A 24,314-nucleotide genomic window follows, 5' to 3' on the forward strand; every position below is an offset into this window, starting at 1 on the left:
AACATTTCTAATAAAATAGACCTAAACCGTCTGTTCCTAATTCTTGTTTAAGGTCTTCCTTGAAATAAGCCTTGTATCCATCATTTTGTAGTGATAAGGCTTCTTCTTCATTTTGAGGTACAATTAATCTACCTTCCTCGCTTGAAAAGATTACTTCAGAATCTTTAAAAGTCTTAAAGGTATCGATTAACTCATCCTTAAGGTTCTTGATATTCATGATAGTAAAATTTTAGTCTAAAAAAGTTAGTGGGTACTATATTAAACATACTTTTTTAGGAAAAAGTTTCGTTATTGATGCATTACCAACAGAAGTATAACGACTATCCAATTATCGTAATAATAAACTACTTACAAACTGCTCTATGGTAAACCAACAAAAAATGAATGCTGATGATTTTTCTTTGTCTACTGATTTTTTGAAAGAAAATGAAAAGCAAAACCAATCTAGGTTTTTACTAATTACCTTATTTACAACATTAGGAATAAGTATTGTCTATCTCATTCTATCCGAATTAGTAATGAAATTTGATGTAGGAGTATACGTATGTGCTTACTTCATTGTAGTTCATGTATTACTGTTTCTACTACTAAAAATAAAAGCACCATATTATATCATAGGAAACCTTTTTGCCTTTCTTATTTTATCAGGACTAACGGTTATTGCGTTATACTCAGGAGGAATAACAGCTCCAGTTATTGCATGGTTTCTATGTGCGATTGTTAGTGCATTTTGGTATGCGAATAGGTTATCTGGAATCATTTGGGCGGTATTTACTGTATTAGATGTCTTAATTATTTTTCTTTTGGACTATCATGATATTGTTGTAAAAAATCTAATGCCAGATTCGTCATATGACTTTTACGCAGGAGTGATGTACACAGGGGTAATTGTGTATTACCTTATTGTTGTTTTCACTTATGAAAATTGGAAACAAAAAGCATCTGTTGCTTTAAATGATCAACATAAAACACTATTGTCTAATCACGAAGAATTGACTCAACAGAATGAGGAAATTATTGCTCAAAGAGAAATGCTTTCAGAGAAAACAGATCTTTTAGAAAATGTCAATAATAAATTGAATTCAAGTATTCGTTATGCGAGTAGGATACAACAGAGTTTACTGGAATCTGAAGAATATTTTAAAGAATTAGTTCAGGATGGTTTTATATTTTGGGAACCTAGAGATGTAGTAGGAGGAGACTTTTATTGGATGCATGATTATGGAAACGGTGTAAAAACAATTGCTTGTATTGATTGTACAGGTCATGGTGTACCGGGTGCATTTCTAACTATCATGGCCAATGATATTTTATCAGGGGCAGCTTCTCTATTAAAAATATCAGACCCAAGACACTTGTTGATTTACCTAAACCAGAATGTGGTAAAGCTGACAAGTAAGAATACTACCACCGTTGAGGATGGTATGGATGTTTCTATTATTAAGATTGATGATAGGAAACAAGAATTGGAGTTTGCCGGAGCAAAGCAAAATTTGTATTTGGTTAATGACTCGGGACTAACTGAATATAAGGGAGGTAAGTTTAGTATTGGAGGTCAATTAATCAAGGATAAAAGATTTGATTCTATTAAAGTCCCTTATCAAAAAGGAGATTGTATTTATCTTCAATCAGATGGGTATCAAGATCAGTTTGGAGGAGTTAAGAATACTAAGTTTTTAAAGAAAAAATATAAGCAACAATTGGCAAGTTTTGCAGGGTATACTATGCAAGAACAAAAAGAAAAATTAGCTGATAACTTTCTTCAGTGGAAAGAAAATGAAAAGCAGACAGATGATGTTCTTGTTATAGGTATTCAATTATAAACAAGAAGCCCTTTCAATTTTAGTTGAAAGGGCTTTATTTATATTCTTAATAGAAAAACTAAAACTATTTCATAATTGTTTCTTCACGATCTGGACCCATTGAAACCATTGTGATCGGTACACCAACGTACTCTTCAATAAATTTCACATAGTCTAATAACTCTTTAGGAAGTTGGTCAAAAGGAAGTTTTACATCTACCTCTTGGTTCCATCCTTTAAGTGTAGTATAGATAGGCTCTTTGATATCTTCTAAATCGTAGGGAACTTCTGTAGTTTTAGTACCATCTTTAAGAAGGTATTCAGTACAGATGCTGATTTCTTCAAACGTATTCATAACGTCTGCTTTCATCATAAATAATTCAGTAGCACCGTTAAGCATTACTGCATATTTAAGGATTGGTAAGTCTAACCAGCCACAACGACGACGACGACCAGTAGTAGCACCAAACTCATGTCCTAAGTTTTGAAGCTCTTCGCCAGTTTTGTCGAATAATTCTGTTGGGAAAGGACCAGAACCTACTCTAGTACAATATGCTTTGAAGATGCCGTAGATGTTCTTTTGAGCGTTTGGAGCAACACCTAAACCAGTAGAAGCACCAGCAGCAAAAGTATTCGAAGATGTAACAAATGGGTATGAACCAAAGTCAACATCTAATAAAGAACCTTGTGCACCTTCAGCTAAAACTTTCTTGCCCTCTTTTAATGCATCATTTACATAATACTCAGAGTTGACAAAGTTTAATGTTTTGATGTATTCAACTGCACTGAAGAATTCTTCTTCCATAGCAGGAAGTTGTTCAGAGAAGTCAAATTTGTAGAAATTCAGAATTTCAATATGCTTTGCCTTTAATGCTTCATATTTTTCTTTGAAGTTTTCAGCAAACAAATCACCAGTTCTTAAACCTACACGAGCAGATTTATCTTGGTATGTTGGGCCAATACCTTTTAAAGTAGATCCAATTTTCTGATCTCCTTTGCTTTGTTCATAAGCAGCGTCTAAAAGACGGTGAGAAGGGATGATCAAGTGAGTTTTCTTAGAAAGAAGGATTTTATCTTTTACAGAATAGCCAGACTCTTCTAATTTTTCGATTTCTTCGCGGAAAATACGAATATCAAGTACGACACCATTACCGATGATGTTTGATGTACCTTCTTGGAAAACACCTGAAGGAATTTGATGTAAAACGAACTTTTTACCATCGAACTCCAAAGTGTGTCCAGCGTTTGGTCCACCTTGAAAACGTGCTACGACATCATATTTTGGAGCAAGGACATCGACAACTTTGCCTTTTCCTTCATCTCCCCACTGCATACCTAAAAGAATATCCATCTTTAGAATGATATATATTTATTGTTATATATTAATTTCTCGTTATAATAATTAAGCGCTTTTCTTGGAAAGCCTTAAATTCTGAATAGCTTCACCTCTTCTTTCTGCTTTAGTGAATACCTTATCTAATTTTGTAATCTTAAGTAGTTTTGAAAGTTGCTCAGGCGAAGCGACAAGTAGCATTCTCCCTTTATGTTGAGATACGTCCGTATATAATCTCACCAGCATACTTAAACCACCGCTATTCATATGATTTACCTGAGCTGCATCTATAACAAAATCTCTTAATCCAGACTTTGTAAAGTTTTTAGCGTCCCTGATTAAATTTTTTTCTTCGGGGTGGCCTAAGAAGTCTCCAACTAACTTAACTCCTACGACTCCATCATAAATAAAGAAACTGTATTCCATATTTTTCAAGATTTTGGTGAAAAACCTCACAAATATAACTTGAAGATAGTTAGGAAACTGTACTCAAATCTATTTTTATTATAACTTCGGGGCGGAAAGTGTGTTTCTTTGGAATTTATAAGAAAAAAAGATCATATTTTTGGGGTTGAAACTAACAATATAGGTAATGAATACGTTTGGAAAAGCATTTCGAATCACAACTTTTGGAGAATCGCACGGTCGTGCTATCGGTGTAACAATAGATGGTTGTCCTGCAGGAGTAGCTTTTGACTTGGAAGAAGTTCAAAAAGAATTGGACAGAAGAAAGCCAGGTCAATCGAAAATTACTACTCAAAGAAAAGAAGCAGATAGTGTAGAAGTATTATCTGGAGTTTTTGAAGGAGTAACAACAGGTACACCTATATCTTTATTGATTTGGAATCAAGACCAAAGAAGTAAGGATTACTCTCATATTAAAGATGTTTTTAGACCATCTCATGCAGATTATACTTACCATACAAAATATGGAGTAAGAGATTATAGAGGTGGAGGAAGAAGCTCAGCTAGAGAAACAGCTGCAAGAGTAGCGGCAGGTGCAGTAGCAAAAGCATTCTTAAAAAACATGGGTATAGATTTTAATGCTTATGTTTCGGAAGTAGGAGATATCCGTGTTTCTGATGATTATTCTACTTTAGATTTTTCTGAAATTGAGAACAATATTGTAAGATGCCCAGACCCTGTAAAAGCAGAGGAAATGATCGAACTTATCGATGGTGTTCGTAAAGATCGCGATACAATTGGTGGTATTGTTTCTTGTGTTGTTTCAGGAGTTCCTGCTGGTTTAGGTGAGCCTGTATTTGATAGGTTAAATGCTGAACTAGGTAAAGCAATGCTTAGTATCAATGCTTGTAAAGGTTTTGAATACGGTAGTGGGTTTGAAGGAACTAAATTAAGGGGTTCTACTCACAATGATACATTCTACACTGATGCTGAAGGAAAAGTGAGAACAAAAACAAACTTATCTGGAGGTATCCAAGGTGGTATTTCAAATGGAGAAGATATTTACTTTAGAGTAGCGTTCAAACCTGTCGCAACGATTATGGTTGATCAAGACTCAATAGATAAAGAAGGAAATTCAGCAACAGTTTCAGGTAAAGGTCGTCATGATCCATGTGTGGTTCCAAGAGCAGTACCTATAGTTGAAGCAATGGCTGCATTGACAATTGCAGATATGGTGGTTCGATCGAATGGAAATCGATTGGATCAGTTTATGAAATAATTATCAGAGTCCTGATAATTAAAAAAAGCTTTGGAGATTAGATTCTCTAAAGCTTTTTTTTTCGCTTCAAATTGTTTTTCTTCATCCAAACTTTTTAATAATTATGACAAACAGCACTTTCTCAGCTCCACACCGAATTCTACATTGGTTGATAGCTTTCACTATGTTATTTCTTACTCTAACCATTTTTTTAAGGTTAGAATGGATGAACAAATATCTAATGAGTGATATCTTATTAGATCAACTGGCAAAAATTGATGTAAGTATCACAAAAGACCAATCGATTAAAATTGCTAAAGTCATTAGAGGACAAATGTGGCAATGGCATATTAATGCTGGATATCTTTTAATAGTATTATATGCTTGTAGATTAGGTTTAAACTTAAAAGAAAGAGGATTTAAGTTTACTACAATTACATCATCAACAGCTTCAGCAAAAGAGAAGTTTCAATGGTGGTTATATACTATTTTCTATATCTGTGTAGGAGGTAGTCTTTTAACTGGAATGTTTGTTATCAATGATATTGGTGATCATGAATTGATGGAGGATATCCACAAACTTTCATTGTATTATCTACTGAGCTTTATTGTTATTCACTTTGTTGGTGTTATTGCTGCAGAGTTAACTGATAATAAAAATATAGTATCTGAAATGATTAGTGGTAAAAACTAGTTGATTTTCAGGTTTAAACAAAAAACTCCCTACTTAATTATAAATAAATAAGTAGGGAGTTTTTTGTTAGTAAAGATATTTGCTTCTTAAGACGGAGATGTCTGCTTGTGATAACTCTAGTACATTTTCAAAGTATTGGTCGATACTACCATAATCTTTGATAATCTGATCAAACCCTGCTTGAAGCCATGTACGATCAACACCTAATAATTGTCTCATTATCTCTGGCTGTACACCCAAGAAAGAAATCTTTTTAATTAAGGATTCGTTTTTGCCATGTCTATAATGGTTCGAGAGTTCATATTCGTCATAGATAGTTTCAAGATCAACACCTAAAGCATAGAGAGTGAGTGCTGAACATAATCCAGTACGGTCTTTTCCTGCAGTACAATGGAAAACAATAGGCTCTTCTGTATTTATGAGAATATTAAAGTATTCTTTATATCGATGGGCCCATTTTTTTACAAAAAGACGATTCATTTCTAAAACTAAATTATCGATATCTTGTTGGGTTGTATTTTTATCCATAATCATAGTTTTAAATTCATCCATATTTCCGGGGTCTATGATCAAGTTGAACTCATTACCGTTCAATCTTTCAACAAACTTATCTGGGTTCTCTTCTTTTTCTTGTAATGAACGGAAATCAACTTTACTTTTTACATTTAACTCAGATAGCTTTTCCCATCCATATTTGTCTATTTCAGAAAAATCGTCACTTCTATAAATTGCACCCCATTTCACTTGGTGATTATCTTTAGTATATATTCCTCCGATATCTCTAAAATTTGGAGCACCATTAATAGAAAGGTTTCTTTCTGAAACCCAAACACTATCTTGTTCTGAAATAGCCAAAAAAATGCCTCTATGCGATGGATGAAAATCGAGATCAAAATGATCGACTAATCTTCCAACTTTAATATTTCTATGATAGATGTCCCATTCTTTATCACCAAAGTTCTCAAACTTATAGTTTCCATCATCTGTTCTTTGGACATAAATTTCTTCAAAAAGAGTACGCTCAGGAGTATCTTTTTGCACATGCTCATTACATGACATCATTATTAATGTTGAAATTAAAATAACTAACTTTTTCATTGGGATAATAAGGTTTGAAGTCTCCTTCTTTAAATTGTTCTTTGATGAAAGAAGGAGAAGTGTAATAATTAATATTAGATATACTTTATAGATTGTATCGAAGACCAATCTGTCCTCTGATACCATAGTACTCTACTTCTTCGGGACGATCAGGTGTGCCATGATAATACACTAATGGAGCATTAGTAAGATTATTAACTTCAGCATACATTTGGATTCGATTATTAATAGCATAACTACCAGAAGCATCTAGCATAAACATTTTGTCATACCATTGGTAATGGTTAGCACCAGCTTCTAGACGATATTCTGATATAAACGCTCCTTTGTAGTTGGCTGCTAGACGAAGCATTAAGCCATTGTGCTCATAATAAAGTGAGGCGTTGTATAAGTGCTTGGGTTGGTTTTTTAATGATTCATAAACTAATTCGTCTTCTGAAACAGGAATCTCAATTTCTGACGCTGTGTACGTATAGTTCATGTCAATACCGAAGCGAGAAGCGAATCCAGGTAAGAAGGTTAGACGTTTTGATAATACTAGCTCTAGACCGGCTAACCAACCACTATTAGAGTTTTCTGGGCGATAAAATGTAGTAAGAGTACCATCAACCATTCTCTGAGAGGCATTTGTATAAATGACATCATTTAGCTGTTTGAAAAATACGCCTGCTGATACTAAACCAATATCTTGAAAGAAATATTCACCCATTAAATCAATATTATGTGCATAAGTAGGGTTTAAATTCATGTTTCCCCCACTTACAGTCGGTAGTCCATTAGCCCCCATATTCGTTGAAGTAGAAGGGTTAAGTTGAGAGAAATTAGGTCTTGCAAAAGTTCTTGTATATGCAAAACGAATATTGGTTTGTTCATTGGCAGCATATTTTAAATGAGCCATTGGTAATAATGAATGGTAAGTATTTGATGGAGATACAGCTTTTAAGTTTCCATCATTATTCATTTCATAGCCATCCATTTGTATAAAAGTGTTTTCATACCTTACACCACCTACAAAAAGTAACTTGTTGTTTAACTGCCACTCACCCATGATATATGCAGCTGAAACATTCTCTTTAGCATAAGTATTGGCTAATAATAAATTATCAGTGTCTGTGAGATCAATAAAAGAGCCTTGAGCATCCTTCGAACCAATCCAAGCGGCAGTTTTATCCAATTCGTTCATAGTAATATGGGGTAAGAGGTTTTTAACATATGGTGCTCCTATTTCTTTTAAGAATTGATTTTTCTGTGGTAAAGTCTCTGTATTAAAAGATGAAAGAGGATATACTGTAGCATCTGGAATTCCAATACCTGCCATAGAAAGATATACAGCTTGTCCTGTGATCATTTGGTGTTCTTTTCTTCTGTGTTTACCTCCAAATTTTAATTTGAACTTATCATGTAATTGATTCTCAAGATTGAATTGATAATTCTGATCTGCTTCTCTTCCTTCAACACCAACCAATAATATCATATTTAAATTCATATGATCAGGATTTAATGGTATTTCATTGTGAGGTAAAATACGGTAAGATGGGTCTCCAACACCATTTGGGGAATCCATGGCTAAATATTTATACCCATCACTGGAACGTCCTCCATAGGTTACTCCATTTTGTCTAAAATAAGTGAAGGGTAAACCATAATCCATATACTCATTATTTAAAGGTGTTCCCATCAATGAGCCTGTTTCATAATAAGATCCTTTCCAGTCTAATTTCCAACCTTTGCCAAGATGGTGTTCCCCTTCAATTTCTCCACCAAAAAGATCTGTATTTGCTGCATTTCTCCTTGTTAGCATTTCAGCAGCATTATCATCAAAATGGAATGTATATTGTCTAGTTTGGTAGTCTTCTGACATTCTATTAAAAGTACCATTTATATAAATATGGTTTCTTTCATTGATTTTATAATCTGTTGCTAAGTAACCACCTGTAGTCACTCTTTGACCTCTATATTGTCTTAATTCCATATTATTGATGGAATAAGTAGGAGCTTCCTCAACCATATAGTTATAATTGATAATTTGATTATCCTGCGTTACACCTCTACTCCAAGATGAAGCAGATGCAATTACTCCTAATTTTCCATCAAGGAAACGCTTTTGAAAAATACCCGCGAAGTTATACCCTGGTTGATCTCCTTTTTCATTATATCCTGCTCCTAGATTGATATTTAATCCAAAGTCATCAGCTACTTTTCTTGTTTGAAGATTGATACTTCCACCGATGGCATCACCTTCCATATCAGGTGTTAGAGCTTTAGTTACAGTAGCATATTCAATCAATTCACTTGGGAAAACATCTAATCCAGTAGACCTGGTGCCACCGCTATACGTAGACCCAGCAGGAAGACGGCTACCATTGATCATCATCGAGTTCCATTCCATTGGAGTTCCTCTTACAATGGCCATTTGTCCTTCACCTCTATATCTAGTGATGGAAACACCAGGTACTCTTTGAAGAGCTTCAGCAGCATTTCTGTCTGGTAATTTTCCTACTTGGTCAGCAGCAATAACATTTCCTATCGTTAAGTTTTTTTGTTGTAAACCTAAAGCTCTTACTTGTGAAGGAAGGTATTGAGAAGTGATAATGACACTCTCTAGTTCTGTTGCATTTTCATCCAAATGTATCGTACCCAATTCAATATTACTTTCCTCTGTAATCAAGGCTGATTTGGTTACTTTTGAATAGCCAATAAATGAGAATTCAAAAGTTTGTTCGCCAGTGGGGATATTGTCTAAAAAGAATTTTCCAGATTGATCAGTAATTGTTCCTGTATTCGTTCCAACAAGTTTTATACTTACTCCTGGGAGAGGTCCTGTAGCATCTAATACAGTACCATAAATTGCACCTTTCCCTTGTGCATGGAGTAAGGAGTTTAGTCCAAAAATCATCACAATTAGTGATAAATAGTAAACTAGATCTTTCGATTTCATTTGTTTTTTCGTTTAAGTGAAGCCCAAATTTGTTGAGCAACGAAAAAAAAATCGACAATATGGATTGTCTTCCAATTAAATATAAAAACCGATTGTCTTTTATTTTGTAAGTTGTTGATATTTAGCTTTTAAGATGATTGTTGCTAAATTGTTAAGTAATAATTACCCCAATTTACTTTTATACATTAAGTGAGTTTTCTTTATGATTAGACTTAAATTGACTAGGTGTATTCCCAGTAGTTTTTTTGAAATAGGTATTAAAAGTAGCTTTGGTATTAAATCCACATTCGAAGGCTAAGTGTAATAATTTTCGACTCGGGTCTTCTTCAATTAATCGAATGGCTTCTTGTATTCTATATTCATTAATGAATTGATAAAAGTTTTTTTCTAGATGAATATTTAAAGCCTCTGAAAGATGATGTTTTGGGGTTTTACTTTGTTCGGCTAAATCAGATAATGATAGTTCATGATTTAGGTATAATCTATTTCGTTCCACAAACTGCGTGATTCTTTTGACAATAGCTTCTGCTTGATCTTTTGATAAGCTAGATCTTTCGTATTTTTTAGAACCTTCAATGGTGTGCTCTTCTTTAATTATTACTTCAGGAGACGATTCTATCTTTTGATTTTTTTTCCAGAGACTTACAGATTCTTTTAACGATAACTCATAACGTAGATATTGAATTGCAATTAATAGGAAAGTGATGTATGTAAAAGTTCTTAAGTAGGGGATAGGTATTATTTTAAAAAAGGCAGTTGTTATAATCAAGATTAAAATAGCAGAAAGAGGAATCATCCATTTGACAAATGCATTTGGGTATTTTTTTAATTGAACTAACCATAAAAAAATATACCCAAAATACCCTAAAATACTTGGAACCATCACCCATGAAATATATTGGAAATAATAATCCAGATAGATGATCTCTTTGTATATAATAGACATCACACCTATATATAAGTAAATAGTAAAACCAATAAAAAGAGGAATGAAATGAAGTTTCGAAAGTCTTTTTTTGTTATACAACATTTTAAGAAAATCGAGAATCAAAGGCCCATATGCAAAAGTGAAACATGTCGCGTAGTACTGAAACATATATTCATCCTTTAGAATTAAGAGGATGTAACTTTTTATGGAAAAGTGGATAGCTAAAAGGATTAACATAAGCATCATAGGTGATTTGTTGATTTTAAAGCTTCCTAAATCGAAAATTAGAAAAATTGATAATAGTGTCTGGAATAGACCAATAGCTAATAAAGTCTGCATGTTTTTTTATTTAGACTTGCAATCTACCTATGGAATGTAAATTCAGTTTTGCATTAACATTATCTATCGGTCAACTTTGTTGGATTACAAAAAAATGAAGTAAAAAAAATCCCCTTCTCATTACAAGAAGGGGATTCTTAATATTTAAAATCTTAAAGACTTAGTCTTCGAAGATGTTTACGTCATTCAAGTCAGCAAATGCTTGCTCTAAACGAGAAATCATTGACTCTTCAGAAACTCTTAACCACTTACGTGGGTCATAGTATTTCTTGTTTGGCTCATCAGCACCTTCTGGGTTACCGATTTGACCTTGTAAGTAGTCATGGTATTTAGCTTCGTAACCGCGGATACCATCCCAAGTAGCCCACTGAGTATCAGTATCGATGTTCATTTTGATTACACCGTAAGAGATACCTTCACGAATTTCTTCTAAAGAAGAACCAGAACCACCGTGGAATACGAATTTAACTGGCTTCTTAGATTCAGTACCATGCTTCTCAACGATATATTTTTGAGAATCATCTAAGATAGATGGAGTTAACTTCACGTTACCTGGCTTATATACACCGTGAACGTTACCGAAAGCTGCAGCTACTAAGAATTTATGGTCGATAGCACCTAATTGCTCATATGCGTAATCAACTTCTGAAGGTTGAGTGTAAAGACGAGAAGGATCAACGTCAGAGTTGTCAACACCATCTTCCTCACCACCAGTGATACCTAATTCGATTTCAAGAGTTTGACCCATTTTAGCCATACGCTCGAAGTATTTTTTAGAGATTTCCATGTTCTCCTCGATTGGCTCCTCTGAAAGGTCAATCATGTGAGAAGAGAATAATGGCTTACCAGTTTCAGCGAAGAACTTCTCAGAAGCATCTAATAAACCGTCAACCCATGGTAATAATTTTTTTGCACAGTGGTCAGTGTTTAAGATAACACGAGCACCATATTGTTCAGCCAATTCGTGAACGTGCTTAGCACCAGCGATAGCACCTGCAATTGCTGCAGCTTGACCTTCACCTTTAATGCCTTTACCAGCGTAGAAAGAAGCACCGCCGTTTGAGAATTGAATAATTACTGGCGCTTTAAGTTTTGCAGCAGTTTCCATAACAGCATTAACTGAGTTAGTACCTACACAGTTTACAGCTGGAAGAGCAAAACCTTTTTCAAGTGCGTATTGATAAACTTTTTCTACGTCCTCACCAGTGATTACACCTGGCTTGATATCATTAATGTTGAAAGACATAATTATAATTTGAATAATTTGTGATAGTGTCACACGTACATCTCGTGCGATCATTAGCGTCACAAATATACAACTTCATATTCTATCATGGTAGTGCAATTTTGGTGACTTTAGTAATGTTAATAGGTGTACTTTTGTCAATTTTTAATTTAATTTTTCACCATTTCAATAAGGTTATTAAATATTTATAATTATTTAGCTTTTACATTCTCTCTTGAAAAACAATACCTTGAACACAGTTTTTTTGATAAAATTCCGTAAAATCTCAATAAATTATTATGCAAACATACCTTTAAACTTTTTATCTGAATTCTTAATGAATATCTTTACGATCCAATTACGCATAAGTTTTATGTGTATTAATGTATAATTTCGATACAAGTTTAGTTTTTCCTATGGCTTGGTTTAAAAGAAAGGAACAGGGGATCCAAACCCCAACTTCAGAAAAGAAAGATTCACCAGACGGTCTTTGGTATAAAACAAACCAAGGCAAGATCATACATATGCAGGAGTTACGTGAGAACGCTTACGTTTGTCCTGATGATGAATTCCATGTACGTATTGGTTCAAAAGAATATTTTGAGATTATTTTTGATGATAACAAGTTTACAGAGTTAGATGAAAATATGACTTCTGGTAACCCATTATCATTTAAAGATAGCAAGTCGTACGAAGATAGAATTGCTGCTTCTCAGAAGAAATCTGATTTAAAAGATGCTTGTAGAACAGTATATGGTAAGGTAAATGATGTCGACTTAGTAGTAAGTTGTATGGACTTTAGCTTTATTGGCGGTTCTATGGGTTCTGTAGTAGGTGAAAAAATCGCAAGAGGAATTGACTACGCATTAGAAAACAAGTTACCATTCATGATGATTTCAAAATCTGGTGGTGCTCGTATGATGGAAGCAGGTTTCTCATTAATGCAAATGGCAAAAACATCTGCTAAATTAGCTTTATTAGAAGAAGCAGGTTTACCATATATCTCTTTATTAACAGACCCTACAACTGGTGGTGTAACAGCTTCTTATGCGATGTTGGGTGATATTAATATTGCTGAACCTGGTGCTTTAATTGGTTTTGCAGGTCCTCGTGTAATTAGAGAAACTATTGGTAAAGATTTACCAAAAGGATTCCAATCTGCAGAGTTCTTACAAGAGCATGGTTTTGTTGATATGATTGTCAACAGAAGAGAACTGAAGAGAAAATTAACGACTATCTTGAAGATGCTTCAAAATTAATCGTTAAAACTATTTATATTGAAGTCCTTAGAATTGCATAATACATTCTAAGGACTTTTTTTTGTAAAAACCTTTTTGTTCATGACTATCTTATCAATTTTAAGATAGTAGTACGAGCAGATTTGCTCAATTATCATATATCCCCTAAGAAAATAAAATGCGTCAGGTTACCGGAAGAAGAAATATAGACTGGTTAACAGTATTTCTTTACATCATCATGGTTATTGTTGGATGGTTGAATATTTATGCAGCTGTTTATCAACCAGATGCCCCTACAAGTATTTTTTCATTGAGTCTAAACTCTGGAAAACAATTAATGTGGATAGGAGGTGCCTCTCTGATAGCTTTCGTGATTATGATGGTTGACTTTAAGCTTTTTAGCACTTTAGCCTATCCTATATTTATAGTCACATTATTAGCATTATTAGGTGTTTTAGTAATTGGTCACTCTGCCGGGGGTAATACATCTTGGTTTAAAATAGGCTTTATTCGTATCCAGCCATCAGAATTTGCGAAGTATGCACTGGCATTAGCTTTAGCAAAATACATTGATGATCCAACTGTTCGTTTAGATAAATGGCGTTATTTGATAATGGCTTTTGTTATTATCCTTATTCCATTTTCACTAGTTATGTTACAGAAAGATACAGGATCAGCCATGGTATTTGCAGCATTTTTCTTCATGTTGTACAGAGAAGGGATGCCTGCATGGATTATGGTTTTAGGACTTTGGATGGTGTTTTTATTTGTCACAGCCTTAGTGTCTACCACTTTGGTGGCAGGTGGAATATTAGGGGGAATGGTAATTATTGCAGTCATCTATATTGTTTACAATAAGCGACCTAAATCCATGATATTTATTGTCGTCGGGATAGGAACTTTATCTTTCCTATTTACAGAAGGTATCGATTATATCCTTTACGACATCATGCGACCTCACCAAAGAAAAAGAATTGAAGTTTTGGTGAATCCTAATATTGATCCTTTGGGAGTAGGGTATCAAGTTACTCAATCGAAGATTGCCATTGGTTCTGGTGGTGTTGCTGGGAAAGGATTTCTAGAAGGGACTCAAACAAAATTCAACTTCGTTCCAGAGCAATCCACTGACTTTATTTTCTGTACGATTGGAGAAGAACATGGATGGATAGGTAGTTTGGTAACTATTGGACTTTTTGCCGCGTTAATTATTCGCTTAATTATGTTGGCAGAACGGCAAAAATCTAGATTTGCCAGAGTATATGGGTATTGTGTCTCCTGTGTATTCTTCATACACTTTATGATTAATATGGGAATGACAATAGGAATTTTTCCTGTAATTGGTATCCCGTTACCGTTCTTTAGTTATGGTGGTTCATCACTTTGGGCATTTACAATGATGCTATTTACATTTATCAAATTGGATAGTCATAGAACACAAATGCTAGCAAGAAACTAGTAGTTAAATATAAAAAAGAGGCTGTATTCTTATTGTAGAATACAGCCTCTTTTTTTGGAGTTAGGTTATTTTTCTAAAGCCTTCTCATGATATAAAAGAATACCAATATTGAATAAGAACATTAGATTGTAATCTTCTTCATTATAATGATTCACCGAAAAACTTATAGGACCGATTGGACTGGTATAAACGATAGAGCCAGCTAATGCATAATCCATAGTACTTGGTTCAAAGAAACTATTTTTTGTTGTATTCGGGAAAATAGTGCTGCTATTGGCGTACTTTACATCTGTAGTAAAGAAATGCCCCTCTAAAAACAAGTTCAGATTTGGTGTGAAAAAGCTCTTAATTAATTTGAGACCACCTGCAAAAAACCTTGGACCTCTAAACCCATGTGTAAATAAGGACCTAGAATCTAGTAACGGATAGTATGCAGGAGCATTGGCAAGGGAAGTCGTAGTAGTAATTGAAGCTTCATAATTTGACCAAAGTGCATGCCCACGAACACCTAAAGTAAACCATTTCATTGGGAAGTATTGTTCATACTGAGCTTGAATAGTATACCAATCTTGAGATGTTTTTCCTTGGTAAGGTTCATCTATATAGATATTAAAATCACTATCTCCCCAAATATATTTTCCAGAAACTTTAAAATGTCTACCCGTAGTTGCAAAAGTTTTTCTATTCAATGAATTGGCTTCCCAAGCTACACCGGTTGTCCAACCTTCTAGTTTTTGTGAACCAACTAGGTCAATACCGACTTGACTATTATTTGAATCGAGATCAATTAATACAATTTGATCATAGCTGTCTTTGTTCCAGAAATAGCCACCAAAGCCAATTAGTTTTGTCTTTCTACTTGTGGGAAATGATATTTTTCCGCCCGCGTAATTGTCAGCCCTATAAATAGATAGGTTTTCTTGAGGTTGAAAAATAAGTTCTTTGGCATTTCCATAATTCCACCTGTTAAGCACATATTCAGCACCTAGTGAAAAGGGAAGTTCTCTTGCATAAAGAGATTCTACTTCTGCTTTTATTGAGCTGTAAAAAGTACCTGCCATTGCTGATACTCTTACGGTATTTAATGACTTAGTAAATACGTTAAATTGCCCGTTGAGGTAAAATTGTCCAATACTCCTTGATGCAATATTACCACCAACACCTAGTTTAAACTTTTTATTAGGGGTTACATCGATCAATAAACTTGGTGTATTATCAATACTGTCATATAGAAACTCAGCATCAACATTAGAAAAGTAATTATTGGAAAGTAACATGCTATATCCATCATAAAGTTCATTGATAGACGATTGTTTACGTCTTTTAGGCTTTACAATGTTTCTTACAAAAACTCTTTGTCCAAAAGTTAGATTATCTCCTAACTCTACTCTTGTGATAATTTCTTCATCAGGATCAAAAAGAGCATCGAAGTTACTTTCTTTAGGTTTTACTTTTGGTTGATTATGTCCATAGAGATCAACGACAGAATCTATCATTGTTCTAGCATAACGATCACCAATCGCTAGAAGTGAATCAACAGGAGTAAAATCAGCAGCTGAATAATCATCGACAGGTACTCCAAGAAATATATCTCTATCAGGATCCAATTCTTTAGGATATACATTGTTCATAACGATGTACTTGAGGATATTTCCCTTAATTAATTCTTCATCATTTTCAGGGTATTTCGCAAGCATATCATGTGCCCCTAGGTTGACGGCAATAACCATATCAGGGTTAAACTCCTCTTTCATGACATCAACAGGGATATTATTATATATACCACCGTCATATAAATATTTTCCATCGATTTTAACAGGCCTAAAAACAAGAGGGACAGCCATCGAAGCTCTGACTGCTTTTTCTAATGGCCCATGATCAATTACAATAGCTTTTCTTTCAAATACATCTGCAGCTACAGCTCTAAAAGGAATATCTAAGTTGTCAAAGTCGTAATTTATTTCTTTGGATTTTTTATAGAGTCTTGCAGATAGATTATAGTTTAATAATCCATCCGGTACTATAGTCGGATTCCATGAGAAACCATAAATGGAGTCTAGTTCTATATTAAAATTGATCCATTCGGCACCTCTGGATTGTCGTCCAAAATAATATTGATCTTCAGTATTGACTTTACCGTTGACCCAATCTTGAAATTCAGGATCACTCAATATCGTAATCATTTCATCGGTAGTGTAACCTGCAGCATAAAATCCGCCAACAATAGCTCCCATCGATGTACCTGTAATATAGTCGATAGGGATTCCATATTCTTCCAATACTTTTATGACAGTGATATGAGCAATACCTTTTGCACCACCACCGCTTAGTACAAGTCCAACAGTTTTTCGGTTTTTAACTTCTTGTTTAAACTCTGAATGGTTATCGGTAATATTTTGTGCCCAACAGAAAAGAGATTGAAAACTAAAAATTAATATGAATAGTATTTGTAAAGTACGCATAATAAAAAAATCCTTGTTGATTTGAAATTACCAACAAGGATTCAGAAAAAATACTTTTTACATAAAAATATTAGATACCAAATGCAGATTTAATCTTATCTACATAGTCTAATTTTTCCCATGTAAAGAATTCTACTTCTTTATTTTCAAGTTTTGTTGTCGTTACTTTTTGACCATTGCTTTCTACAATATCTTTCACTTCAACTTCAACTTCTTTTTTATAAGGCTTTTGTCCCATATGACCGTAAGCAGCTGTTGGAGCAAAAATAGGGTTAGTTAATCCTAAGCGGTCAACAATAGCTTTAGGTCTCATATCGAAGATTTCTTCGATTTTCTTAGAGATTTCAGCATCAGTTAAATCAACTTTAGCAGTACCATAAGTCGTTACATTCAATGATACCGGGTGAGAAACACCAATTGCATAGGCAACTTGTACTAATGCTTCATCTGCGATACCTGCAGCTACTAAGTTTTTAGCGATATGTCTTGATGCATAAGCAGCAGATCTATCTACTTTCGAAGGATCTTTACCAGAAAAAGCACCACCACCGTGAGCACCTTTACCACCGTAAGTATCTACAATGATTTTACGACCAGTTAATCCAGCATCACCGTGAGGACCACCAATAACAAACTTACCTGTTGGGTTGATGTGGAAAATTGTATTCGCATCAATCAACTCTGCAGGGATAACTGTAGGGATAACATGCTTCTTCACATCTTCTGCGATTTGTGCTAATGCGTCATCGTCAGAAATTCCAGGGAACTCATCGTGTTGTGTTGAAACAACAATAGTATGAACTCTTAAAGGAGTATTGTCTTCATTATATTCGATGGTAACTTGAGCCTTAGCGTCAGGTCTTAAGTAACCGATTAATTCTGGTTCATGCTTACGGATTTCAGCTAATCTTTTCACTAAGCCATGAGAGAAAGCCAAAGCCATTGGCATATAGTCTTCAGTTTCAGTTGTCGCATAACCGAACATCATACCTTGGTCACCGGCACCTTGTTCTTTGTCGACACCTTCTCCAACATTTACACCTTGAGCGATGTCTGGAGATTGACTATGTAGAGCTACTTGTACACCACAAGAGTGTGCTGCGAAGTAGTAATCTTCTTTGTTATATCCGATTTTATCAATTGTTTCCCTTACAACGTCAGGGATTTCAACGTATGCTTTTGTAGTAACTTCACCTGCGATTACAGCTAATCCAGTAGTTACCATAGTTTCACAAGCCACGCGAGAGGCAGGGTCTTGCTTTAACATAGCATCTAGAATCGCGTCTGAAATTTGATCAGCGATTTTATCAGGATGTCCTTCTGAAACGGACTCGGATGTGAATAAATACGTCATATTTTATATTCTGTTCTTAGAATCTACTTGAATTTAACATCCCATTGTGTAATGAAGTCTACATTATCACTATTTGGGATTTTGCCTTTATATATGAGTTCGGTTGAGCCTAAACGCTCTATTTCGTATGATTTAACTGTTTTAATTTCTCGGTTTAACATCCAGTGAAAACTATAATTTGCAGAGTCGATATGCTGAGTCATAATCGTATTGGCATCCGAAGATGATGGCATATGTTCTGTAATAAGCGTTTTCCAATCGACATTTCGTATCCATTCGGCCTTTCTTTTTTTCATTTTCAAAAAAGTGTCCTCATTTTTTTTGGCTCTGTCCAATTTTGATAGTGCACTATTTAAGGCATGGATGTCAACAAAGGCGAACCTAATTCCTAATTTCCAATGTGTAGTATCGATCACTGATCTACTATCATACACACCGGGAACGTTATCAAGTTCTTCTGCAATGAGCATCAAAGGTTTCTTAAATTGACTGGGTTGGAAAATGCTATTGCCCTCTGCATTTTTATAAGCAGAAACAATATTTAGCAACTCTTTACTTTGTGAAAAATCAAACGTAAAAGAATAGTTTCCTTTTCCGTCTCCCATAATCTGAAGCTGCTCCTGTAATTCAAAGCAGCTAGTAAATACTGTTGATAAAATAATAATACAACAGTTGAGATAAATATTCCTAAAAGCCAATCAGTCTAAGATTAAATGTTAACCCAAGTACTTATCAATTTTAGACATTGTACTGATTGACAGTACTTAATGAAATTTTTCTGGAGATAAACTCATCTTTTCTCGAACACCTTCGAGTTGGGAGTTAGCACCTTGCTTTGAGGAGCGCAGGTTGCCAAGACTTCATTGGGCCCAATCCCTCTGCCTTTCTTGATAAGTAATGCGATGCAAATATAGATAATTGGTTTAAAGATCAATAGATTTCATGCTTTATTTTTTTTCAAATTTTATGAACACTGTAATCTAATATACTCACAAAGAGTGGAATAAATCGAATTTTTTTCAAAAAAAATAAAACTACAGTTTTCTTCAGATTTGCTACAGATTTGAAACCTACTTTTGTGATATCATTTAAATTCGACTCAATTCATGTTCAGAAAAACTTCCACATTAATCGCATTTATAACTTTCATTATTGTTTCAGCAGCATATGCCAACGACCCAATTAAAAAAGGTATTATTCTAGGTAAGGTAAAAGAAGCAGGTAGTAATGTACCTGTAGAATATGCTACTGTAAGTATTTTTGATCAAGCATCACATACACTTATTGGAGGAACAGTAACGAACCTTGAAGGTATGTTTGTTGTGAAAAATATTCCTGAAGGAATGTTTACTGTTGAAATCTCTTTTATCGGTTTTCAGAAGAATATTATTGATGGTGTTGAAATAGGTAAACCCAATTATAAAGCAAACTTAGGAGAAGTAGAGTTGTCTACAGATGCTGAAGTTTTAGACGCTGTTGAAGTAGTTGGTACTCAAAATTCTGTGACTTATGATATCGATAAGAAAGTAGTTAATGTAGGAACTCAGTTTGCCGCAATGTCAGGAACAGCAGTAGATATCTTAGAAAATATTCCTTCTGTAACTGTAGATGGTGATGGCAATGTGAGTTTAAGAGGCAGTTCTGGATTTACTGTTTTAATTGATGGTAGACCTTCAGTATTAGATGCTTCTGAAGCATTACAACAAATTCCTGCTAGTACAATTGAAAATATAGAGTTGATTACAAACCCTTCTGCAAAGTATGATCCCGATGGTACTGCTGGTATTATCAACATCATCACAAAGAAAAATAAGTTAGAAGGTGTAAATGGTGTAGCCAACTTTAATGTGGGTAGGTATGGAAGAATTGGTGGAGACTTCTTACTAAACTTCAGAAAGAAAAAATGGAACTACTATATCGGAGCTAATTACAATAAGAGACCAGGTCCAGGTAGCTATAAATCTGAACGTAGAACTACTACAAATGATACCACTTCTTATGTGATTTCTGATGGAGAAAGAGAACGTACTTTCGAAGTAATGGGTATTCAAGCGGGTGCTGAATATTCTATTTCGGATAATGATTTCATTAAACTATCTGGTAGAGTTGGTGATTTTAAAATGTATGGTGGGATGGATGCGAATTTCTATGAATACCAACAAATTGGAGGGAGTGACCAACCGATTAACGAGACGGAATATATTTCTAGTGAATATTGGCAAAGAGGTGGTTTATACTACAGTGCAAACTTAGCTTATCAACATAAATTCAAAGATAAAAAAGGACATACTTTAGATGCTATGGTAGATTATGGCGGTAGAGATATGACCGAGAGCTCAATCAATGAGTTGTATCCAAAAGATGCAAGCGGAGTGATTGCAGAAAACCCAACTTCAGGCCAGAGGTCTACAGAAATTGGCCCTGGAGGAAGATTAAGAGCTAAAATAGATTATACGTTGCCTATCGGAAAAACAGACAAGTTTGAAGCAGGATGGCAAACAAGATGGAACAAATCACAAGATATTAACGAGGTATATAATTATGATGTGTCGACTGGTGACTATGTCTTTGCACCAGACTATAGCTTTACTACCAACTACACGCAAACAATCCACTCGCTTTACGGTATGTATGCCGGTAAGGTAGGTAACTTTGGTTATCAGGGTGGATTGCGAGCGGAGTATACAGGCCGAAACATCAACCTTGAAGGAACTGAAGAGGACTATCCTGTTGATCAGTGGAATGTTTTCCCAACGATTCACCTATCTTATGGATTGCCGAAAGAAGACCAATTGATGTTGAGTTATTCTCGAAGAATTGAAAGACCAAGAGGATATTACTTAGAGCCTTTCGTTACTTGGCAAGATGCCTTTAACGTACGTAGAGGTAACCCAGCTTTATTACCAGAAAACATAGATTCATTTGATTTTGGTTATTTAAAAGGATTAGGAGAAAAAGCTACTTTATCTTTTGATGCTTACTATAGAATGACACAAAACAAAATTGAAAGAGTTCAGAGTGTTTGGTCTGAAGGTGTTATTTTACATACTTATGAAAACGTAGGAACTGATTACGCTTTAGGTTTTGAACTTTCATTAAACTATAACCCTGTAAAATGGTGGACCATTGATTTAATGGGCAACTTATATGATTACAGAGTAGAAGGTGAATTAGAAGGGCAGAGCTTTGATCGCCAAAGCTTAAACTGGAGTAGCCGTTTTAACAACACATTCAGATTAACAAAACAAACTCAATTGCAAATCAACAGTAGATATACTGGACCTACTGTAACTGCTCAAGGAGAAAATGAAGGGTACTATATGATGACTGCTGCTTTAAAGCACAATATGATGAAAAAGAAGTTGACCATAACAGCTTCAATGAACGATGTATTGGGTACTGCAGTAAGAAAAAGTACTTCAGAGGGTGTCGGTTTTAATAATTATACTGAAGATTTTAGATATGCTCAGTATTTTACTATGACATTCACTTATAGATTGAATAACTTTAAGCCATCGAGAAGAGGACCTTCAGGTGGTGGAGGTGGAATGGATGACTTCTAGAGACATCCTCTCCTGAATAAAAATATGCATTGAGTAGCCATAACTTGCAAAAAGTAATATGGCTACTCTTTATTGATATTAGTGATTATGAAACTGTTATTGATCGAAGACAATCATTTATTAGCTGAAGATATATTAGCCAACCTAAAAGATCAGAGTATCGGTGTAGAACATGTCTCTACTTTAACTGATGCTAGAGAAAAAATAGGTGTTTACGCCTATGATATCTTAGTGGTCGACTTAGGCTTACCTGACGGTAATGGTTTGGATGTAGTCAGGTTAATAAAAGAAGTAGATGCCAATGCAGGAGTATTAATCGTTACGGCAAGGGATAGTGTAGACGATAAAGTAACAGGTCTTGAATTAGGCGCTGATGATTACATCACAAAGCCCTTCCACATGGCCGAATTGATTGCAAGGGTTCGTTCATTATTCAGACGAAAAAAGTTAAAAGGGAGTAATGTTATTGAGGTAAATGAACTAAAAGTGGATATCTCTTTATCAACAGTTTCTATCAATGATCAAATCATAGAAATGACAAAAAAAGAATATGATTTATTATTGTACTTCCTTTATAACAGAGAGAAGATGCTGACAAAAGAAAATATAGCAGAACATCTCTGGGGAGATCATATTGATCAAGCCGATAGTTTTGATTTTATTTATACTCATATTAAGAACTTAAGAAAAAAGTTACAGAAGGGAGGAGCCAAAGATTATATCAAATCAGTCTATGGCATGGGGTATAAATTTTCTACTAGCAAATAAATCTATGCAAAGTAAAAGAACTTTTAATTTACTATCACGAATCACCTTCTTTTACCTCATTTTCACTTTTGTAGTATTTTATTTTAATGCTAAACTACTGACAAAAGAAGCGGATGAGTTTATCGATTCAGACTTAAATAGAAGATTTGGTTGGATTGAAGGAAGAGTGGAACATCACCTAAAAAAAGGTAGATCTATAGATTCACTTATCGGAGGTAGTGTATCCAATATTCAGGAGATTTCATCTCATTGTAAAAAGACGGATTATCCAATTACGGAAGATATCACTATTTATCATCCTGAAATTGAACGTAATTTAATTCATAGACGTAAAGTAGTCTTGGTTGAAGCTAATGGAAAATTTTACCGAGTATCTATGGATAAGGAAGTTCAAAATTACTATTACTTCCGAGATGATATTTTCGAATACCTAATCCCTTCTTTTATTGTACTCGTCATATTAATTGTAGCTTTTAATGTACTTCTACAAGGGTATTTCTTAAGACCTTTCAGAAGGATATTAGAAGCAATGCAAAACTTTAAAGTGGGAGGTTCAAAAGAAGTGGAGAAAGTATCTACAACAACCAAAGAGTTTGTAGATATGCAAGACTTGTTCACAAATATGATCGAAAGAATCGATGCGGATTATAACCACTTGAAAGAATATACAGAGGATGTAGCACATGAGATACAAACTCCATTGGCAATAATTCGTAATAAATCAGAGTCACTTTTATTTTCGGAAAAGCTTGAAGAAGAAGATGCAAAGATGATCAAAACGATTTATGATGAAGCGAACCATCTTTCAAAATTAGGTACGACTCTGAACCTGATTACTAAAATTGAGAATGGTGAATTTACAGATATCAAAACGCTGTATACCATTGAAGAAATTAGGAATCAGGTGGAGGCTGTAGAGGAATTAGCTCAGTTGAAATCGTTATCTATTGAGATGAAATTAGATGAAGAACATGCTCTAAATATAGATCCTTATCTGTTTGATATTATTCTTAAAAATTTATTGAAAAATGCCATCAGATATGGTACAGCTGAAGGGCCAATAAAGATTGAAACAACATCAACAGAGTTTCGCATAAGTAATTATGGAGCTCCTTTGAATATATCAAAAGATCAACTTTTTAAACGATTTGTAAAAGGGTCAGAAAGTGCTCAGTCTTTGGGCTTAGGTTTGGCTTTAGTGGCTAAGATATGCTCTGTTAGCGGACTGAAAATTTCGTACGGTTACGAAAGAAAGCAGCATGTATTTCTATTAAAAAAGTAGATATTACAATTATTTAAAATGATTACCTTATCTTTAGGAGTTAAAGATTAAAACCATAAAGATTTTACATACCAATTCGAATTATCCAACTTTCATTAAAAGCGTTGCTTCGGTAACGCTTTTTTATTTTATAAATACTTAAAAATTAATTACAACTTACTATCTTAATAT

The 24,314-nt window shown here is 34.4% G+C and carries 18 protein-coding genes and 1 riboswitch; of the genes, 8 read left to right on the plus strand and 10 right to left on the minus strand.

From position 1 onward, the window contains the following. Positions 1-7: 7 nt before the first annotated feature. Complete coding sequence (locus tag QL232_RS07170; protein ID WP_168880776.1) at positions 8-217, minus strand: hypothetical protein; 210 nt, start codon at positions 215-217, stop codon at positions 8-10. A gap of 145 nt (positions 218-362) precedes the next feature. Here QL232_RS07170 and QL232_RS07175 point away from each other — a divergent pair, with 145 nt between their 5' ends. Continuing rightward, complete coding sequence (locus tag QL232_RS07175; RefSeq protein ID WP_281613605.1) at positions 363-1,823, plus strand: SpoIIE family protein phosphatase; 1,461 nt, start codon at positions 363-365, stop codon at positions 1,821-1,823. A 64-nt stretch (positions 1,824-1,887) separates the two neighbouring features. Here the strand turns inward: QL232_RS07175 and QL232_RS07180 are convergent, their stop codons facing one another. Both QL232_RS07180 and QL232_RS07185 read right to left on the minus strand, forming a co-directional pair. Beyond that, positions 1,888-3,153, minus strand: a complete 1,266-nt coding sequence (locus tag QL232_RS07180; RefSeq protein WP_168880783.1) for an adenylosuccinate synthase — start codon at positions 3,151-3,153, stop codon at positions 1,888-1,890. Positions 3,154-3,204: 51 nt separating this feature from the next. After that, complete coding sequence (locus tag QL232_RS07185) at positions 3,205-3,561, minus strand: STAS domain-containing protein (RefSeq protein WP_168880784.1); 357 nt, start codon at positions 3,559-3,561, stop codon at positions 3,205-3,207. A 166-nt stretch (positions 3,562-3,727) separates the two neighbouring features. Here QL232_RS07185 and aroC point away from each other — a divergent pair, with 166 nt between their 5' ends. After that, the gene (aroC, locus tag QL232_RS07190) at positions 3,728-4,819 is read left to right on the plus strand and encodes a chorismate synthase (protein ID WP_281613606.1); all 1,092 of its coding nucleotides are present in this window, start codon (positions 3,728-3,730) and stop codon (positions 4,817-4,819) included. Positions 4,820-4,922: 103 nt separating this feature from the next. Continuing rightward, a complete protein-coding gene (locus tag QL232_RS07195) occupies positions 4,923-5,492 on the plus strand; it encodes a cytochrome b/b6 domain-containing protein (protein WP_281613607.1) in 570 nt (189 codons plus the stop codon). 66 nt (positions 5,493-5,558) lie between these two features. Here the strand turns inward: QL232_RS07195 and QL232_RS07200 are convergent, their stop codons facing one another. From QL232_RS07200 to fbaA, 4 genes are all read right to left on the minus strand, one after another. Next, on the minus strand, positions 5,559-6,590 hold the full coding sequence (locus QL232_RS07200) for a tyrosine-protein phosphatase (RefSeq protein ID WP_281613608.1): 1,032 nt from the start codon (positions 6,588-6,590) through the stop codon (positions 5,559-5,561). Positions 6,591-6,675: 85 nt separating this feature from the next. Continuing rightward, positions 6,676-9,528 (minus strand): TonB-dependent receptor, encoded by a 2,853-nt coding sequence (locus QL232_RS07205; RefSeq protein ID WP_281613609.1) that lies wholly within the window; start codon positions 9,526-9,528, stop codon positions 6,676-6,678. A 178-nt stretch (positions 9,529-9,706) separates the two neighbouring features. Continuing rightward, a complete protein-coding gene (locus tag QL232_RS07210; RefSeq protein ID WP_281613610.1) occupies positions 9,707-10,795 on the minus strand; it encodes an AraC family transcriptional regulator in 1,089 nt (362 codons plus the stop codon). A gap of 160 nt (positions 10,796-10,955) precedes the next feature. Next, on the minus strand, positions 10,956-12,041 hold the full coding sequence (gene fbaA, locus QL232_RS07215; RefSeq protein ID WP_168880790.1) for a class II fructose-bisphosphate aldolase: 1,086 nt from the start codon (positions 12,039-12,041) through the stop codon (positions 10,956-10,958). A gap of 395 nt (positions 12,042-12,436) precedes the next feature. Here fbaA and accD point away from each other — a divergent pair, with 395 nt between their 5' ends. Together accD and rodA are read left to right on the plus strand one after the other, a co-directional pair. Then, positions 12,437-13,279 carry an acetyl-CoA carboxylase, carboxyltransferase subunit beta gene (accD, locus tag QL232_RS07220; protein WP_168880791.1) on the plus strand — a complete coding sequence of 281 codons (843 nt, stop codon included), beginning with the start codon at positions 12,437-12,439 and terminating at the stop codon, positions 13,277-13,279. Between the two features lie 157 nt (positions 13,280-13,436). Beyond that, a complete protein-coding gene (rodA, locus tag QL232_RS07225; protein WP_281613611.1) occupies positions 13,437-14,714 on the plus strand; it encodes a rod shape-determining protein RodA in 1,278 nt (425 codons plus the stop codon). A gap of 65 nt (positions 14,715-14,779) precedes the next feature. On the opposite strand, the gene QL232_RS07230 is transcribed toward rodA, so the two are convergent. From QL232_RS07230 to QL232_RS07240, 3 genes are all read right to left on the minus strand, one after another. After that, the gene (locus tag QL232_RS07230; protein ID WP_281613612.1) at positions 14,780-17,176 is read right to left on the minus strand and encodes a patatin-like phospholipase family protein; all 2,397 of its coding nucleotides are present in this window, start codon (positions 17,174-17,176) and stop codon (positions 14,780-14,782) included. A 70-nt stretch (positions 17,177-17,246) separates the two neighbouring features. After that, positions 17,247-18,530, minus strand: coding sequence for a methionine adenosyltransferase (gene metK, locus QL232_RS07235; protein WP_281613613.1), 1,284 nt, complete (start codon positions 18,528-18,530; stop codon positions 17,247-17,249). Between the two features lie 23 nt (positions 18,531-18,553). After that, entirely contained in the window at positions 18,554-19,135 is a 582-nt protein-coding gene (locus tag QL232_RS07240) for a hypothetical protein (protein ID WP_281613614.1), read from the minus strand. Positions 19,136-19,317: 182 nt separating this feature from the next. After that, positions 19,318-19,427: riboswitch (SAM riboswitch) on the minus strand. A gap of 209 nt (positions 19,428-19,636) precedes the next feature. On the opposite strand from QL232_RS07240, the gene QL232_RS07245 reads away from it, so the two are divergent. The 3 genes from QL232_RS07245 (at position 19,637) to QL232_RS07255 (ending at position 24,143) form a co-directional block, all read left to right on the plus strand. Further along, on the plus strand, positions 19,637-22,093 hold the full coding sequence (locus QL232_RS07245; RefSeq protein ID WP_281613615.1) for a TonB-dependent receptor: 2,457 nt from the start codon (positions 19,637-19,639) through the stop codon (positions 22,091-22,093). Positions 22,094-22,180: 87 nt separating this feature from the next. Beyond that, the gene (locus QL232_RS07250; RefSeq protein WP_168880797.1) at positions 22,181-22,861 is read left to right on the plus strand and encodes a response regulator transcription factor; all 681 of its coding nucleotides are present in this window, start codon (positions 22,181-22,183) and stop codon (positions 22,859-22,861) included. Between the two features lie 4 nt (positions 22,862-22,865). Further along, the gene (locus tag QL232_RS07255) at positions 22,866-24,143 is read left to right on the plus strand and encodes a HAMP domain-containing sensor histidine kinase (RefSeq protein WP_168880798.1); all 1,278 of its coding nucleotides are present in this window, start codon (positions 22,866-22,868) and stop codon (positions 24,141-24,143) included. Positions 24,144-24,314 lie beyond the last annotated feature (171 nt).

The organism is Flammeovirga sp. SubArs3, assembly GCF_947387565.1.
GTDB classification, from domain to species: domain Bacteria; phylum Bacteroidota; class Bacteroidia; order Cytophagales; family Flammeovirgaceae; genus Flammeovirga; species Flammeovirga agarivorans.